The organism is Novosphingobium sp. (genome assembly GCF_024642085.1).
In the GTDB taxonomy this organism is placed as follows: domain Bacteria; phylum Pseudomonadota; class Alphaproteobacteria; order Sphingomonadales; family Sphingomonadaceae; genus Novosphingobium.
In genome coordinates this window covers 1-16835 of the sequence record NZ_JAHEBV010000037.1, presented here as the reverse complement: position 1 = coordinate 16835, position 16835 = coordinate 1, and the positions used below count along the sequence as shown (strand labels likewise).

Genomic DNA, 16835 nt, shown 5'->3' with positions numbered 1-16835 from the left:
CAGGGGTTCCATTTCGGCAGGCCGGTCGCGCAGGCGGAGGCAACTGCGAGTGTGACCAGCGAGATGCTGCCAGTGTCAAATCGCAAGTCTGCGGCCTGACCCCGAAACAGCCTGACCGGGACACGCACCATGCTTACAAAGCTCGCATCAGGATGGCGAAATCTGGCCTTGGGGCTCAAGTTCAATCTTGTGTTCCTGCTGGTCGGCCTTGCCGCTCTGGCGGGCGGCGGCTGGATGCTTGATCGCGCGGTCAGCCCGGCTTTCGAGCAGCTTGAACAGCAAGCGGCGCAGGATCAATATGCCCGCGCAGGAGAAGTCCTGGCCACCGCCGTCAAGTTCGCCGAAGATTCAACGACAGACTATTCGGTCTGGGACGACAGCTTCGATTACATTCAAGATAACAATGCCGACTTCGTTCAAGTCAACGCGCCCGTGACGGGGCTGGTCCACGCCGGCGTCAATATCATGGCTTACGCTCGATATGATGGCCAGCCGCGCCTGGTCCGGTATGTAGACCTGACAACTGGCAAGCAGGATGAGGGCCGAAGCCTGACTATCGCCAGGCTTGTCCAGGATCCGGCAATCCGCGCCAGGGTGCAGCGCAGCGGCCAACTGTCCGGGTTCCTGAAGATAGAGGGGCGGATCCTCGCAGTTGCCCTGGTTCCGATCGTCCGCAGCGATGAAAGCGGCACATCAGAAGGCTTCATGATGATGGGCAAGGAACTTTCCCCGCAAGAGGTCTCCAAGGCTTTGCAGGCGAACACCCAGGTCCATCTGGGGGCCGCGCCGACAGCGATGGTCCGCACGGCTGATAACTGGATCATATCTAAGGAAATCCAAGGGATTTATGGTGATAAGATCGGTTATCTGGGTTTTCCCGTACCGCGTTCCATCACTGCGCAGGGCCGCGATGCGCTGAATGTGGCCTTGCTTACCACTGCACTGATCCTGCTGTTGGTCCTGGGTTCTATCTATGTGGTGGTACGCCGGGTCGTCGTGTCGCGCATCCAGAAGATTGACAGCAGCGTGGCCGTGGTGGCGGACGGGGCGCGCCTGACCCAGCTCGATCACGATCCCAGCGAGGACGAACTTGGCGCGCTCAATCACAATTTCAACAGGATGGTCGCCCAGCTCAAGAACCTGCAGGAACAGATCGAAGTCCAATCGTTCGAATTGGGACAAAGCGAAAGCAGCGCCGGGCTGCTGCATAACGTGCGCAATTCGCTCAATCCGGTCAGCGTTATTGTTGGCCAGACCGTTTCGGAACAACCTGCCGTCCAGATGCAGCTGCTTGAACGCGCGATTTCGGAACTGGCTGGAAGCGCGGCTGAACCGGCAAGGCGCGAACAACTGGCCACTTTCCTGCGAGCCGCGCTGGAGGAATTGCGCATGGCGGACAGCAACCGGCGCGGCAGCCTGCAGACCGCGCGCGCGGCTCTGGCCGAAGCAATGGAAATCCTGTCGAGCGCGGCCAGCGGCAAGCCCAAGGACATTCCGCTGGAAGACGTCGATCTGGCCGATGTGATTGCCCGCAATGCCGAGGCCTGCCGGTTTGCACCGTGGGGCGAAATCGACATCCGGCTGCCCGATGGCCAGGCCAGCGTCCGTGCCAATCGTCTGCTGCTGTCGCAAGTGATCGCCAACCTGATGACAAACGCCACCGAATCAATCATCCGTGCCGAACGCAAGCCAGGCGCGATGACCGTCACGCTGAATGAGGCAAACGAGAATGGCGCTGGCCAGGTGACCGTGACCATAACCGACAACGGCGCTGGTTTTGATCCAGGATCGGGAGCCAAACTGTTTGAACGCGGCGAATCGTCCAAACGTAACGTCGGCGGCGGGCTGGGACTGCACTGGTCAGCCAATACCCTGCGGGCGATGGGCGGGGCGCTGCGGCTTGAAAGCAAGGGACCCGGACTTGGGGCAAGCGCCATCCTGGACCTCAAGGCAGCAGCCTGAATCCACCTGGCGGGAAGGCCGGTTTGGTGTTGACCTGCCAGACCGCACGCAGATCTTCTGTCCGGCGGTGTCATATTGCGCTTTTCATCGGCGCTGGACGGGCTAAGGTTGGTGCCTGACAGGCCCGCCGGGGCGCGATGGGAGAGCACGGACATGACGCCAGGCGATGCGCGGGAATTCGGCAACACTGCAGGACCGGAAGACACCGCGGTACTTGCCCGCAGCCGCAACCTGCTGATTGCACTGCTGTTTTTTGGCACGATCATCAATTACGTCGACCGCCAGGTGCTGTCGTTACTTAAGCCCACCATTTCCGCTGAGTACGGCTGGGGTGATGCCGAGTTTGCGCACTTTGCCTCGGCCAGCCAGCTTGCCGCCGCTTTTGCGCTGCTGTTTGTCGGCTGGCTGATTGACCGGTTCGGCGTGCGCATCGCCTATGGCACTGCTGTTGCTTTCTGGTCGCTTGCCGGGATGGCCCACGCGGTTGCCGCGACTGTCACCCAGTTCGTTACTGCGCGGGTGGCGCTGGTTGCGTTCGAAGCGGTCAACACGCCCGCCGCGGTAAAGGCCGCGGCGCAATATCTGCCAATCAAGCAACGGTCGATGGCGGTCGGCATCGTCAACACCGCCCCCAATATTGGCAATATCCTCGCGCCGCTTACGGTGGTGCCCTTTGCCGTCGCTTTTGGGTGGAAAGCAGCCTTCGTCGTCACCGGCCTGCTCGGCTTTGTCTGGCTGGCTTGCTGGATTGCCGGCACGCGCAGCCTGCGTCCCCTGCCCCGCGCCGAAACGCCCAGCCAGGGCCCCGCCCGTTCATCGTATGGCGAGGCGCTGGCCGATCGCAAGACGTGGGCGATCATGGGCGCCAAGGCGATCACCGACATGTTCTGGTGGTTCTTCACCTTCTGGCTGCCAGACCTGTTCCATAAGGTATTCCAACTCAGCCAGTCGGAACTGATCGGGCCGACGGCGCTGGCCTTTACTCTGGCGGCGCTGGGCGCGCTGACATCGGGCAAGCTGTTCGGGATGCTGCTTGATGGCCGTTCAGTGAATGCCGCGCGCAAGACCAGCATGCTGCTGTACGCGCTGGTCATCCTGCCGATCCCGCTTGCCCTGACTGTCGACAGCGCGTGGACAGCCGCGGCGCTGATCGGGCTGGGGCTGTTTGCCCATCAGGGATTTTCAACCAACATCTTCGGCTTTGCCGCCGACGCCATTCCCGCACGGCGCGTAGCCACGGTGATGGCGCTTGGCGCGGTTGCCGGCAACATTGCCGGTTTCGGCATTCAGGAAGCCACGGGCCGGCTGCTTACCGCCGGGATCGGTTATGCCCCGTTGTTCTGGGTCGCGGCATTTGCCTATCTGGCGGCGCTGGGGTGGATCCACGTGCTGGTCCCGCACATCGTGGCCGAGGACGGCGAGCCGACGGAATAATAAAAAGGCCGCGGGGATTGCGCCCCGCGGCCTTTTTCTATTGTGCCTCGCGATCCTCAGAAGCCCACTTTGGCAATCACACCGAAATAACGATCGGCATCGCGCGGGATCTGGTACCGATAAGCGCCGCTAGGGCCGCCGCCACTTATCGTTGCAGCATATGACTGATCAAACAAATTGCGCGCAACGAACGTCAGCTTCCAGACGTCATTGGCATCGATGATCGACGCTGAGGCGTTAACAATGCCATAGCTTTTGATAAATGCCGCACGCCGGATAACCGGATCAGGGGTAAGTGTCGCGTCTTGGCTTGACTGGTAATTGGCCTGCGCACCCAAGGCGAAATCAACCGAACCATTTCCGCGGAACCGGTAATCGGCAGACACGCTGCCCTTGAACTTGGGCGCGTAGGGCAGCCTGGTGCCATTCGGAACGATGTCATTGGGTGACCGCACGGTCGGAACGCGGAACTGGTCAATCTTTGCATCTGTATAGGCCATGCCGCCGGTAATACTGAAATCGCGCGTAGGACGGTAGGCGAAGTCAAGCTCAACCCCGCGGGTGCTGACGGTTCCGGCATTGGTAAAGCGGCCAATGACCGTGGTCACTCCGTTGATAGTCAACGTATCCGGGTTGTTCGCCTGAAAGTTGTAATAGCGCGCATAGAAGCCCGCGATATTCAAGGTCAGCGTGCCGCCCAGCAGGCTGTTTTTCAGGCCAGCTTCAAAGGCATCGGACGTTTCGGGTTCAAGCGCCTTGATGCCTGTTGGTTGTAGATTGAAAAACAGGTTGTACGCCGGGCCCTTGTAGCCGCGGGTATAGGTCGCATAGGCGGTCACCTCGCGGCTGAAATCGAACTGGACCCCGGCCTTTCCTGACAGGTTATCGGCGGTCGTCTTGGTCGTGATGGGAACACCGTTCGTGAACGGCGCCGCTGCGGTCTGCGCAGCCGTAGGTGTCAGACCATTACCCAGGAAAGTGTTGTATGCCGCAAACACCCCGGCATCAAACGGCGGGTTGGATGCACGGTTGCCAGGGCTGGTAACGCGGACGAAGCTGACATCAAGTTGGTCGGTGGTATAGCGCAAGCCTCCGATTACGCGGAAACGATCGCTGATGTTGAGCGTGCCTTGGCCAAAAAATGCCAGGTTCTTGGCCCGCGCGGTATAAGTCGCCCGTCCGAATGCAGTGACAGAAGGCGCTGCCAACGGGCTGGTGCACGGGGTTAGCACGCCAGCCGGAATCACAGCGCCAGTGGCCGCCGCACAGATTACGTTGTCGCGCTCAAAAATGCGCTTGGTGAACGTATTTGAGTAGTACGCACCGATCACATAGTCGAAAAACTCTTTGCCCGGTGATGTCAGACGCAATTCTTGGCTGAAGGTGTCGCCGGTCTGCGGCCCGATGTCATGCGATTGCGGCGCGCCGATATAGGCCTGCGGATAAAAATCACCGTCGCGAATCTCGTTGTTGGCGAAATTACGGTAGGCCGTGATCGACGTTATCGTCTGGTTACCCAGTTCGATGTCGAACTGCCCCGAAAATCCATACCCTTTTTCGATCGTACGCGTGACCAGGTTTTGGTTCACCGTCCGGGTCTCATCGCCAAGCAGGGTTGGCAAAACGGTCTGGATCAAGGCCAGGTTGGTGCTGTTTACCGCGCCCGGAGTTGTCGTCAGCGCGCCAAATCTGGGCGGGCCACCGATAACGTCAGCGCAGCAGTTATCGTCGTTCTTGTGATAATCGCCGATCAGCGTGAGCTGCACCGCGCTGCTCAGGTCAATCTCGGCAATCGAGCGCACTCCGTAATGCTTCAATCCGTTGACCCGCTCGCCGCTATTCACTGCCAGATTGATGATGTTGCCGTCATACTTGTCGTAGAAGGCCGTGGTACGGGTGCGAATGCTTGGGCTAAGCGGGACGTTAAGGGCACCGCGGACACGGTATTCGGTGCCATTGTCAAAAAAGAATCCAGCCTCAAGTTCAGCGCCAAGATCAGCGCTGGGGCGTTTTGAGACGATGTTGATGACGCCAGCGCTTGCATTGCGCCCAAACAGCGTACCTTGCGGTCCGCGCAGCACTTCGATCCGTTCTATATCGACCAAGTCGGTAAAAGCTTCAGCCGACCGGCTCAGGACGACACCATCAAGCACGGTAGATACCGACGGATCGACAGCAATCGACAAAGTGGTGGTGCCCAGGCCGCGCAGGAACAGCGTCTGGTTGAGCGCCGTGCCCGCCTTTACGAAATTGAGCGACGGGACCAGCTGGGTCGCGCCTTCCAGGCTGGCTCGCGACGCATTGCTGACCGCGTCCCCGCTAAGGACCGAGACCGCCAGCGGCACATCCTGCAACCGTTCGGTGCGTTTCTGCGCGGTGACAACAATTTCACCCGGAGGCGCTTCGGCGTCGGACGCCGCAGTATCGGGGGCTGGTGCGGCGTCTTGCGCCAGCGCTGGCGAAGCCAGAAATGCAATCAGCGGCAAGGCTGACGACAGGCGGAATAAATGCTTCATTGTTGCCTCTCCCTGCGGCCGGAGGCGCCTGACGCCCGCGGCAAAACGATTCGCAGCGCGTTGAGCCGCGCCTGCAGTACTGCTTGAAATGATGCTGCACGCCCGATATGTCAAGCGGTGTCAGACAAGGCGGGCACATTGCGGCGCAATCGCCTTGGGACATGGGATATCGGGTGTGGAAGACGGGTTTTTGGCATGCGGAGACGGTTTTTCCCTGTATTTTGCGGGGCGAATCGTGCTGCAGCAGCGATCCGGTTGTCCTGCGGTGGTCACATCCCGTGGCGATCCGGAAATTGCGATGCATTTAGGCAATTTCAGCATTGCCGACAGCCCTTCTGACAGCCGTGCGGCAGCCGGTTTCGACGTTGTAGATGATCGCAGGGTCGTCTTGCACGATGCACACGGCGCCATTGCCGAGCTGGAATTCGGCGCCGGCCGGCTGGCTGTCCGCACGCTGGTTGCAGGACATGACCGGCTTGCTGTGTCGTTCCATGCAGAACCGGGAGAGGCCGTGTGGGGCGGCGGAGAGCAGTTCAGCTATCTGGCGCTGAATGGCCGCCGGTTTCCAATGTGGACCAGCGAGCCGGGCGTTGGACGCGAGCCCAATGCCCCCCAGGCGGCGCTGACCGGTCACGCCACCGGTGATTACTGGACAACCAATTTCCCGCAGCCGACGTTCCTGACCTCGCGCTGGCTGGCCTGCCACTGCGCGGCAAGCGCATACAGCGTGCTCGATTTCACTGATCCGCTGTCTCACCGGGTTGAGGTCTGGTCCGATACCGTGACGTTCGAGCTGTACGCGGATCAATCCCCCGCCGGGCTGGTCGGGCAGTTATCCGCCCGCTTCGGGCGCCAGCCGCCGCTGCCTGACTGGGCGATCGGCGGCGCGGTCGTGGGCCTCAAGGACGGTGCGAGCAGCTTTGCCCGGCTTGAACGCTTCATCGCTGCAGGAGCCGCCATTGCCGGCATCTGGTGCGAAGATTGGGCTGGTATCCGCGAAACCAGCTTTGGCCGCCGCTTGTTCTGGGACTGGCGGCGCAGTGAACAACGCTATCCCGACTTGCCCGGCAAGATCGCCGAATTGAAGGCGCGCGGCATCCGGTTTCTGGCCTATGCCAATCCCTATCTCGCCATCGACGGGCTGCTGTATGAAGAGGGTCTGGACGGCGACCACTACGTGAAGGACGCCCGCGGTTCAGTCCTGCTTACCGACTTTGGCGAGTTTACCTGCGCCACGCTCGACTTCACCCGCGAGGCTACCTGCGCCTGGTTTGCCGAACGTGTTCTTGGCAAGGAAATGCTCGACATCGGTGTTGCCGGATGGATGGCGGATTTCGGGGAATACCTGCCGCCAGAAGCGCGGCTGGCCGATGGCAGCGATCCGCTTGCCGCGCACAACCGGTATCCCGCCTTGTGGGCTCAGGTAAACGCCCGCGCCGTTGCCAGCCGCGGGCAGACCGGCGAAGCAGTGTTCTTCATGCGCTCGGGCTTTACTGGCGCGCAGGCCCATTGCCCGCTGCTGTGGGCGGGTGACCAGTCGGTGGATTTTAGCCGCCACGATGGCATCGGTACGGTGATCACCGCGGCGCTTTCAGCTGGACTTGTCGGTAACGCCTATTCCCATTCTGATTGCGGCGGCTACACATCGCTCCACGGCAAGGTGCGCAGCGCCCAATTGATGCGCCGGTGGTGCGAAATGGCCGCATTCGCGCCGTTCATGCGCAGCCACGAAGGCAATCGCCCCGATGAAAACCTGCAATATGACAGCTCAGCCGAACTCCTGGACTGCTTTGCCAGGTGGAGCCGCGTACACGCCAGGCTTGCCCCCTATGTCCGGCATCTTTGTACCGAGGCTGCCGCGCTGGGCCTGCCGGTGCAGCGTCCGCTGTTTCTGCACTATCCCGACGAGCCGGCGCTATGGACGGTGCAGGATGCGTTCCTCTACGGTGCCGACATGCTGGTCGCCCCGGTCATCGAAGAAAACGTGACGGAGCGCGACGTGCTGTTGCCGGGCGGCACCCCATGGCGCCACCTGTGGACCGGCGCCGACTATCCGCCGGGCCGCCATACAGTGACAGCGCCGCTGGATGCACCGCCGGTCTTCTACCGCCCTGACAGCACCTTTGCTGCGCTGTTCGCCGCCCTGCCTGAAGCGTTGACGCGATGAGCGAGCGCAGCAACATCCGAGACGTCGCCGCCAGGGCCGGTGTGGCAGTCAAGACGGTCAGCCGCGTCTTGAACGGGCACCCTTATGTCAGCACCGAAACGCGCGAACGGGTTGAGGCGGCAATGCGCGATCTGGATTTCCGTCCCTCGATCGCCGCACGCATCCTGTCGGGCGCCAAATCGAACCAGATCGCCCTGATCTATGACAACCACAGTCCGTTCTACATGTTCCAGATCCAGAAGGGCTGCTGGGACCGTTGCCACGAGGAAGGCATCCGCCTGCTGGCCCAGCCGGTCGACGTGTCCGACCCGCGCGTGGGCGAGGAAGTGCGCGGGCTGATTTCAGAAACGCACGTGGACGGCATCGTCCTGTCATCTCCGGTGACCGACTGCGAACCGGTACTGCGCACTCTTGATACGCTCGACATTCCCTTTGTTCGGATTTCGCCCGGCACCAACCGCTCACTGACCAGCAGTGTGTTCATGGACGATACCCAGGCCGCCGACGATATGACCACGCACCTGGTAAACCTGGGCCATCGCCGCATCGGGTTCATCAAGGGCCATCCCAATCACATGGCGTCGGACGACCGCCTGTTCGGTTATCGCCGCGCGCTTGACCGGGCAGGGATTGCGTTCGAACCGGCCCTGGTCTGCGAGGGTGAGTTCGATTTTGACAGCGGCGTGCGCGGCGGAATGGCGCTGCTCGGCCTGGCAGTGCCGCCCACCGCGATCTTTGCCGCCAATGACGATATGGCGGCAGGCGTGCTTGCTGTCGCTCACGATCGCAACATGAACTTGCCAGGTGATCTGTCCGTGGCCGGCTTTGACGATACGACCCTGGCCCGCACTGTCTGGCCGCCGCTTACCACCATTCATCAGCCGATGGCCGACCTTGCCAGGACTGCCACCGACATTCTGATCAGCGGCGGTGAAATCACCCATCGCCGCCTTCCCCATGCCCTTGTCGAGCGCGCCTCTGTCGCTCCACCAAACAGGATAGTTTCATGAGCCAGCTTCCTTTGCCCCAGTCCGTCCGGATCGGCCTGGATGGACCCCGCGTTGCCCCGCTTTCCTGGGGCATGTGGCGCTTTGTCGGGCGCAGCCGCGCCGAAGCGGCAGCTCTGGTTCACGCCGCACTCGATGCCGGGATCACCTTGCTCGATACTGCCGACATATACGGTTTCGACGGCACTTCGGGGTTTGGCGATGCAGAAATCCTCCTGGGCCAGGTACTCGGCGCCGACCCGGCTCTGCGCGGCAGGATGGTGCTCGCCTCCAAGGGCGGGATCCGCCCGCCCCTGCCCTATGACCAAAGCCCTGCCTATCTGGCCGAGGCGATCGACGCGTCGCTGCAGCGTCTGCAAGTCGATCGGATCGATCTGTGGCAAATCCACCGTCCTGACATTCTGGCGCACCCCCAGGAAACCGCCAAGGCGCTTGATCGGGCACGCGCCGCGGGCAAGATCGGCGCGGTTGGCGTATCGAACTTCACCCAGTTGCAGACCGCCGCACTGGGCGCTTTCATCGGCCAGCCGATTGCCACAACCCAGCCGGAAATCAGCCCGCTCAGGATCGACTGCATCGAAAACGGAGAGCTGGACCAGGCGATGGTGCTGGGCCTTGTGCCGCTGGCCTGGTCGCCGCTGGGCGGCGGGCGCGTGGCCGATCCCGTCACGCCGCGCGAAAAAGCAGTCGCCGCCGCGCTTGACGTGGTTGCACTGGATCGCGGCGTATCGCGCACCGTGGCAGCCTATTCGTGGTTGATGGCACATCCGGCTGGCATCGTCCCGATTGTCGGGTCACAGCAGGCTGATCGGATTGCCGAAGCTGCGCAGGCGCTGGCGGTTCAGTGGAACCGTGAAGAATGGTATGCGGTCCTTGTCGCTTCGCGCGGGGAGAAGCTGCCATGAGCGCGTCCGGTCCTGCCCGGCAATGCGAAATCGCCTGGTTCTCGGCGCTGTGCGACGATGACTACGAGTTTCTGGGCGTGCCCGATCCGCAGCTCCAGTCCAGCTGGGAGCATTGCCGCAACATCGTGCTGCGCGCCGAAGAAGGCGGGTTCGACAACATTCTGCTTCCTTCAGGCTATCAGCTTGGCCTTGATACCACGGTGTTCGCTGCGGCCATGGCCCCGCTACTGCGGCGAATGAAGCTGCTGTGGGCCACCCGCATCGGCGAGGATTGGCCGCCGCAACTGGCCCGCCGCATCGCTACGCTTGATCGCATCCTTGGCCCCAACGCCGATGGCAGCGCGGGGCGGCTCAACGTCAACATCATTTCCTCCGACATGCCCGGCCAGACCATGCCGGGTACACCGCGGTATGCCCGCGCGACCGAGGTGATGAAGATCGTTCGTGCGCTGCTCAACGGCGAAAGCGTTGACCACCAGGGCGAGCATTACCAGCTCAAGCTTGATCCGCCGCGCATCGCCACGATCAGCGGCAAATGCCCACCGTTCTATTTTGGTGGGCTGAGCCACGAGGCGCGCGAATGCGCGGCCGAAGCCTGCGACGTTTACCTGATGTGGCCCGACACGATGGACAAGGTCCGCGAAACGATCGCTGACATGAAAGCGCGCGCTGCCAATTACGGCCGCAGCCTCAAGTTCGGCTACCGGGTCCACGTCATCGTCCGCGAGACCGAGGATGAGGCCCGCGCCTATGCCGACCGCCTGCTGTCCAAGCTTGACGATGAAAAGGGCCGCGCAATCCGCGAAGCCTCGCTCGATGCCAAGAACTACGGTGTGCAGCGCCAGGCCGAGCTGCGCGGCGCGGCGGACGGCGACGGCTTTGTCGAAGATAACCTGTGGACCGGAATCGGCCGTGCGCGATCAGGCTGCGGCTCTGCGATTGTCGGCACTCCTGATCAGGTCCTGGCCAAGTTGCGGGCCTATCAGGCCGAAGGGATCGAGGCGTTCATCCTGTCGGGCTATCCCCATGCAGCCGAATGCGACATGTTCGCCCGCTATGTCCTGCCGCAGATCCAGCACGGCCCTTTGAAGTTCTGATCTTGTGAGCGAGCCACATGATCTGGTCTATGATGTTGCCGTCATCGGCGGCGGCGTAAACGGCTGCGGCATTGCCCGCGACGCCGCCGGACGCGGCGCGAAGGTGCTGCTGCTGGAGGCGGGCGATCTTGCCGGCGGCACTTCGTCCGCATCGACCAAGCTGATCCACGGCGGGCTGCGATATCTGGAACACTACGAGTTCGGGCTGGTGCGCGAAAGCCTGTCCGAACGCGAACGGCTGTGGGCCATTGCGCCGCACATTGCCTGGCCGATGCGTTTCGTCCTGCCTTATGTGCCCGGTTTGCGGCCGCGCTGGCTGGTGCGCATGGGACTGTTCCTTTACGATCACATCGGCGGGCGCAAACGTCTGCCGGCAACTGAAACCGTTGCGCTGGCGCGGCATCCGGCCGGTGCCCCGCTGAAGGCAGAGTTCACCAGCGCGTTTGTCTATTCCGATTGCTGGGTCGATGATGCGCGTCTGGTCGTGCTTAACGCCCGCGATGCGGCTGATCGCGGGGCCGATGTCCGCACGCATTGCCGCGTAACCTTCTTGCGGCGCGAAAGCGACCAATGGCAGATCGAGGCTGGCGGTGATCGCTTTTCCGCGCGCGCCGTGATCAACGCCGCGGGACCAGGTGTTGTCGACCTGCTCGACGATAGCGGCCTGCCATCACACCGCGCCATCCGGCTGGTCCGCGGATCACACATCGTGGTGCGCAAGCTGTTCAACCACGCCTATTCCTATTTCTTCCAGTTACCGGACGGTCGCATCTTCTTTGCCATTCCCTATGAACAGGATTTCACTCTGATCGGGACCACTGACGTCGACCATGATGGCGGCCCGATTGCTGCCAGTGCGGATGAAATTGCCTACCTGTGCGAAGGGGCAAGCCGCTTTTTCCGCCAGCCTGTTGACCCGCAGGACGTGGTCTGGACCTTTTCCGGCGTGCGCCCGCTGATCGACGATGGTTCGGGCCGGCCAGAGGCGGCAACCCGCGGGTATGACCTTGACTTGTCGGACCAACATGCCGGCGCGCCGCTGCTGTCGGTGTTTGGCGGCAAGATCACGACCTACCGCCATCTGGCGCAGGAGGCCGTCGAAGCTCTGGCCGATCGCTTGCCGATACTGCGGGGGCCGGGCTGGACCGATACTGTGCCGCTGCCGGGCGGGGATTTCGCGATTGACGGCGCCGCCGCACTGGAGGCTGATTTTGCTGCGCAGTTCCCGTTTTTGGCGGGGTCGGCGCACCGCCTTGTGCGGGCCTATGGAACAACCGCCCTTGAAATGTTTGCTGGCGCCAAAAGCCTGGCTGACTGCGGGCGCGATTTTGGCCACGGCCTGACCGAACGCGAAGTTCGCCACCTTGCCGATAACGAATGGGCGCGCAGCGCGGACGATGTGCTATGGCGCCGGACCAAGCTGGGCCTGCGCCTTTCGCTGGACCAGGCAGCAGCGCTTAATTCCTTCATTCTTCAGGAGTATCCCCGATGACGTCACGCCAGCGCCCGGTCCGCATCGTCGGGATCGGCGGCACGGTCAATCCGGGCAGCTCCACCGAACAGGCCATGCGCCTGGCCGGTGCTACCGCGGCCGCTTCGGGCGCTGAGGTGACGATCTTCGGCGGTGATTATCTGGGCGCCTTGCCCCATTACCGCGGCCAGGGATACGGAATTGAAGACGGCACCGAACTGGTGGAAGCGGTGCGTCAGGCTGATGGGCTGATCATTTCCGCGCCGGGCTACCACGGCTCGATTTCGGGCCTGGTCAAGAACGCGCTCGACTATCTGGAAGATCTGGCCAAGGACGCACGGCCTTACCTCGACGGGCGGGCGGTCGGACTGATCGCAACAGCTTATGGTGATCAGGCATCGATGAGCACGCTTCTGACACTGCGTTCAATCGTCCACGCGTTGCGCGGCTGGCCGACCCCGATGGGCGCAACGGTGCGAACGTATCACGGCCTGTTTTCACCCGATGGCGAATGCCTTGAAGACCGGGCCCGGATGCAGCTTGAGCTGGTCGGACAGCAGACTTTCCGCGGCGCCTCGGCGCTCGCGCTGGGGGAGCGCCCCGAGTGAGCGCGCCGCTGCAACCTGCGCTGGACGCGCTGGCAGCGGGCCGGATGATTGTCATCACCGGCGATCGGCTGCGCGGCGGCGATATCGATTTCTGTCTGGCCGCGCGTCACGTCTCGGCCGAAGCGATCAACTTCATGGCCCGGCACGGCCGCGGGCTGGTCTGTCTGGCACTGACCCCGGACCGCGCTGTGCGGCTGGGCATCGAACTGATCAACGCGGGCCGCGACAACCAGTCGGGCCGGCCGCATGGCCGCTCGATCGAAGCGGCGACCGGCGTGTCTACCGGGATATCCGCCGCTGATCGTGCACGCACCATTGCCGTTGCCGTGGCCGATGGGGCAAACGCCAGCGACATCGTTTCACCCGGTCATGTCTTCCCCCTGATCACTGCGGCCAACGGCGTGCACGATCGCCCTGGCGCTGCCGAGGCGGCGGTCGAACTGTGCCGCCGTGCAGGCATGGGCGATACCGCGGTCATCTGCTCGATCATGCGCGATGATGGCGAAATGGCACGGATCGATGATCTGGCCGAACTGATCGAAAGCCACGGCCTTCCCGTGGTCGATCTGACCGACCTGATCTAGCGCAGCACCCGCTGTTCCCGGTCAGTCCGGCGCGATCGGCAGGTAGACCGCACTGGCCTCGGTCCCGCCCCAACGGATCGTCTGGGTGGCCTTGCGGTAATCTTGCGGCTTGGCTTCCATGATCGATGGAACCCAGGTTTGCGGGTTGCGGTCATACAGCGGGAACAGGCTGGACTGGACCTGGACCATGATCTTGTGGCCCGGAAGGAACACGTGGTTCACATTGGGTAGCGACCAGCCGAAGCTGTAAGTCTTGCCCGGTTCCAGCTGAGCCGGGGTTGAAAAGCCGTGAACATAACGCCCGCGGAAAATCTCGATCCCGACGCCCAGTTCGTACCCGGCCATCACCGGGTTTGCGCTGTTTTCGTCAGGATAAACATCGATCAGCTTGACCACCAAGTCACTGTCGCCGCCGCTGGTCGCGGCACGCAGGTCGATCCGCGGCGCACCTTTGATATGCACAGGCTTGGTCAGCACTGCGGTGGAATAGGTGAGCACATCGGTTCGCCCGTCGACAAAGCGCTGGTCCTGCACCAGCCACTGCCGCCAGCTATCGCCGTCCATCTTCACCGGGCGCGGTACGAAAGGAACCGGCTTGGCCGGATCGGAGATATAGTCATCGCTGCCTGCTTCGGCCGGGGCAGTCCATGAAAGTGTGCCGCCTGATGCCAAGTACAGTGGCCGTTCGCTACCGGCGGGCCACTTTCCATCAATCTCCCAGCGATTGGCACCCGTGGCATAGGTGACTGCAGCCGGCATCGGCGGACACGGTGCGGGATTGGACTTGACCCGGCAATCAAGGAACGGCTTGATCCAGTTCAGCCGGAACTGCAGCGCCGTATCGCCTTCGAACTTCAGCGGGCCCAGACTTGACCCTTCATAGTTGGCACCCGAATGGCGCCACGGCCCGATCCCCAGCATGATCGGCGCATCAGGCTGAGCGGCCTTGACCGCCCTGTAGACGGCAGGGGCGCCGTAGCTGTCCTCCTGATCCCACTGGCCCAGCATCACCAGCGTCGGCACAGTCAGCTTGCGCCGGGCCAGCAGCTTGTCGACGGCCTGCTCCTGCCAGAAACTATCATAGGCGGGATGTTCCAGCGGCTTGCGCACTGCAGGAAGCCGGTCGATGCCCCATTTACGGGCAAACGCGCCCGCCGATCCGCCGTTCAGATAGGCGGTGTATTCATCGCCCGTCCCCTTTGGCACTTCGCCGCCGCCCTTCTCAACCGTCTGGCCCAGGTCATAATCGAAGCCAAAGGTGCGGAAGGCGCCATTGTGAAACCAGTCGTCTCCCATCCAGCCATCGACCATTGGTGATTGCGGGACCGCAGCTTTTAATGCCGGATGCGGATCGAAAAGCGCCATCAGCGCGGTAAAACCCAGATAGCTTGACCCGATGATCCCCACCTTGCCGTTGCTTTCCCTGACGTTCTTCACCAGCCAATCGATCGTATCATAAGCATCGGTGGCGTGATCGACCTTGGTCTTGTTCAGCGGCCCGCGCAGCGGCCGGGTCATCACATAATCGCCTTCGGATTTATAAAGTCCGCGCACATCCTGATAGACCCGGATGTAGCCATCGTTCACGAACGGGGCATCCATTACCGCCAGGACTTCCTCGATCTTCTGGCTGCGGTTGCGGCTGGTGTGTCCGGTGGCATTGTAAGGGCTGCGGCTAAGCAGCATCGGACCATCACTGGTCCCTTTGCGGAACACGATGACAGTGAACAGCTTTTTCCCGTCGCGCATCGGGATCATCACCTCGCGCCGGACATAGTCTGCCTCAGGCCGGACCCAGTCATAACTGGCCACCTTGTCGTTAGTCATCGGATCAAGCGGCGGCGCGCTGTCTTGCGCCGCCAGCGGCGCGGCAAGGGCAATCGACAGGGCAAGACCGGCAAACAGGCGCACGCGCATCAGGCAATCTCCGAAAAACGATTGCTGCGCAGGCTAGCAGTTTTGTTACACTTGTTAAGGGCCGCGCCGCGACTATTCTGCCTGTCCACAGGAGACACCCGATGCGCGCGACCCAGGCATTTATCGAAACCACCGGCGGCCCCGAAGTTATCCGGTGGAAAGAGGTTGATCTGCCCGCTCCCGGCCCGGGAGAAGTGCTGCTGCGGCACGATGCGATTGGCCTCAATTTCATCGACACTTATTTTCGCACCGGGCTTTATCCAGCCCAACTGCCCACCGGTCTTGGCATGGAAGCGGCCGGCGTGGTCGAAGCGGTGGGCGAAGGGGTGACGCGCTTTGCGCCTGGCCAGCGCGCCGCAAGCTTTAGCGGCCCCGGCGCCTATGCGACAGCCCGGATCCTGCGCGATGCAGATCTGTTCCCCCTGCCCGACAGCGTTGACAGCCGAACCGCGGCGGCGGTGTTCCTCAAAGGCGCGACGGTCGAAGCCCTGGCCGAGCGCTGCGCCCCGCTTGATCCGGGCGAATGGGCGCTGGTTCCGGCGGCAGCAGGGGGCGTCGGGCTGCTGCTGGTGCAATGGCTGGTCGCCCGCGGGGTGCGGGTGATCGGCACAGTGGGCAGCGCCGACAAGGTGTCGCTGGCAACGCAAGCCGGCGCCGAAACGGTGTTCCTGTCCGGCGATGCAGACCTTTGCGCCAAGGTGCGCGAGGCGACGGACGGCGTGGGCGTTGCGGTTAGCTATGACGGTGTGGGCGCTGCCACGTGGGAGGCATCGCTAAAGTCCGTGCGTCGGCGGGGCATGATCGTCAGCTTCGGCAATGCCAGCGGCCCCGTAACCGGCGTAAACCTTGGCGCGCTTGCCCAGAACGGATCGCTGTTCGCCACCCGCATGACCCTGTTCGACTATTGGCGTGAACCCGCCGAAGCACAGGCAGGCGCGGCCAAGTTGTGGCAGATGGTTGGCAGCGGCAAGCTCAAAGTTACGATCGGCCAGACCTATCCATTACTGGACGCGGCACAGGCGCACCGCGATCTGGAAGCCAGGAAAACAAAGGGATCGACTTTGCTGCTGCCGTAAGACCGCTTGACCGGTTGAGACGACCGACAGATAGTAGTGCGCGGATACGAAAAGAGGCACGCGTCATGAAAACGGTTCTTGTGATCTTCGC

The 16835-nt window shown here is 62.5% G+C and carries 12 protein-coding genes; 10 read left to right on the top strand and 2 right to left on the bottom strand.

From position 1 onward, the window contains the following. Positions 1 to 129 precede the first annotated feature (129 nt). Complete coding sequence (locus Q0L62_RS11870) at positions 130 to 1962, top strand: CHASE4 domain-containing protein (protein ID WP_296680027.1); 1833 nt, start codon at positions 130 to 132, stop codon at positions 1960 to 1962. Positions 1963 to 2073: 111 nt separating this feature from the next. Further along, complete coding sequence (locus Q0L62_RS11865) at positions 2074 to 3396, top strand: MFS transporter (RefSeq protein WP_296680025.1); 1323 nt, start codon at positions 2074 to 2076, stop codon at positions 3394 to 3396. Positions 3397 to 3452: 56 nt separating this feature from the next. Here Q0L62_RS11865 and Q0L62_RS11860 read toward each other — a convergent pair whose 3' ends face one another. Further along, on the bottom strand, positions 3453 to 5912 hold the full coding sequence (locus Q0L62_RS11860; RefSeq protein WP_296680024.1) for a TonB-dependent receptor: 2460 nt from the start codon (positions 5910 to 5912) through the stop codon (positions 3453 to 3455). 175 nt (positions 5913 to 6087) lie between these two features. Here Q0L62_RS11860 and Q0L62_RS11855 point away from each other — a divergent pair, with 175 nt between their 5' ends. The 7 genes from Q0L62_RS11855 to Q0L62_RS11825 are packed head-to-tail and all read left to right on the top strand — an operon-like array spanning position 6088 to position 13751. Then, positions 6088 to 8079, top strand: coding sequence for an alpha-glucosidase (locus Q0L62_RS11855; protein ID WP_296680022.1), 1992 nt, complete (start codon positions 6088 to 6090; stop codon positions 8077 to 8079). Continuing rightward, the gene (locus Q0L62_RS11850) at positions 8076 to 9089 is read left to right on the top strand and encodes a LacI family DNA-binding transcriptional regulator (protein WP_296680020.1); all 1014 of its coding nucleotides are present in this window, start codon (positions 8076 to 8078) and stop codon (positions 9087 to 9089) included. The genes Q0L62_RS11855 and Q0L62_RS11850 overlap by 4 nt, the downstream gene beginning before the upstream one ends. Further along, positions 9086 to 9991, top strand: coding sequence for an aldo/keto reductase (locus tag Q0L62_RS11845; RefSeq protein WP_296680018.1), 906 nt, complete (start codon positions 9086 to 9088; stop codon positions 9989 to 9991). Before Q0L62_RS11850 ends, Q0L62_RS11845 begins: the two co-directional genes overlap by 4 nt. Then, on the top strand, positions 9988 to 11088 hold the full coding sequence (locus Q0L62_RS11840) for an LLM class flavin-dependent oxidoreductase (protein WP_296680016.1): 1101 nt from the start codon (positions 9988 to 9990) through the stop codon (positions 11086 to 11088). The genes Q0L62_RS11845 and Q0L62_RS11840 overlap by 4 nt, the downstream gene beginning before the upstream one ends. 4 nt (positions 11089 to 11092) lie before the next feature. Next, a complete protein-coding gene (locus Q0L62_RS11835; protein ID WP_296680014.1) occupies positions 11093 to 12580 on the top strand; it encodes a glycerol-3-phosphate dehydrogenase in 1488 nt (495 codons plus the stop codon). Next, positions 12577 to 13167 (top strand): NADPH-dependent FMN reductase, encoded by a 591-nt coding sequence (locus Q0L62_RS11830; RefSeq protein WP_296680013.1) that lies wholly within the window; start codon positions 12577 to 12579, stop codon positions 13165 to 13167. Before Q0L62_RS11835 ends, Q0L62_RS11830 begins: the two co-directional genes overlap by 4 nt. Beyond that, a complete protein-coding gene (locus tag Q0L62_RS11825; RefSeq protein WP_296680011.1) occupies positions 13164 to 13751 on the top strand; it encodes a 3,4-dihydroxy-2-butanone-4-phosphate synthase in 588 nt (195 codons plus the stop codon). The genes Q0L62_RS11830 and Q0L62_RS11825 overlap by 4 nt, the downstream gene beginning before the upstream one ends. A gap of 21 nt (positions 13752 to 13772) precedes the next feature. Here Q0L62_RS11825 and Q0L62_RS11820 read toward each other — a convergent pair whose 3' ends face one another. After that, complete coding sequence (locus Q0L62_RS11820; protein ID WP_296680010.1) at positions 13773 to 15668, bottom strand: CocE/NonD family hydrolase; 1896 nt, start codon at positions 15666 to 15668, stop codon at positions 13773 to 13775. 101 nt (positions 15669 to 15769) lie between these two features. On the opposite strand from Q0L62_RS11820, the gene Q0L62_RS11815 reads away from it, so the two are divergent. Beyond that, positions 15770 to 16744, top strand: a complete 975-nt coding sequence (locus tag Q0L62_RS11815) for a quinone oxidoreductase (RefSeq protein ID WP_296680009.1) — start codon at positions 15770 to 15772, stop codon at positions 16742 to 16744. Positions 16745 to 16835 lie beyond the last annotated feature (91 nt).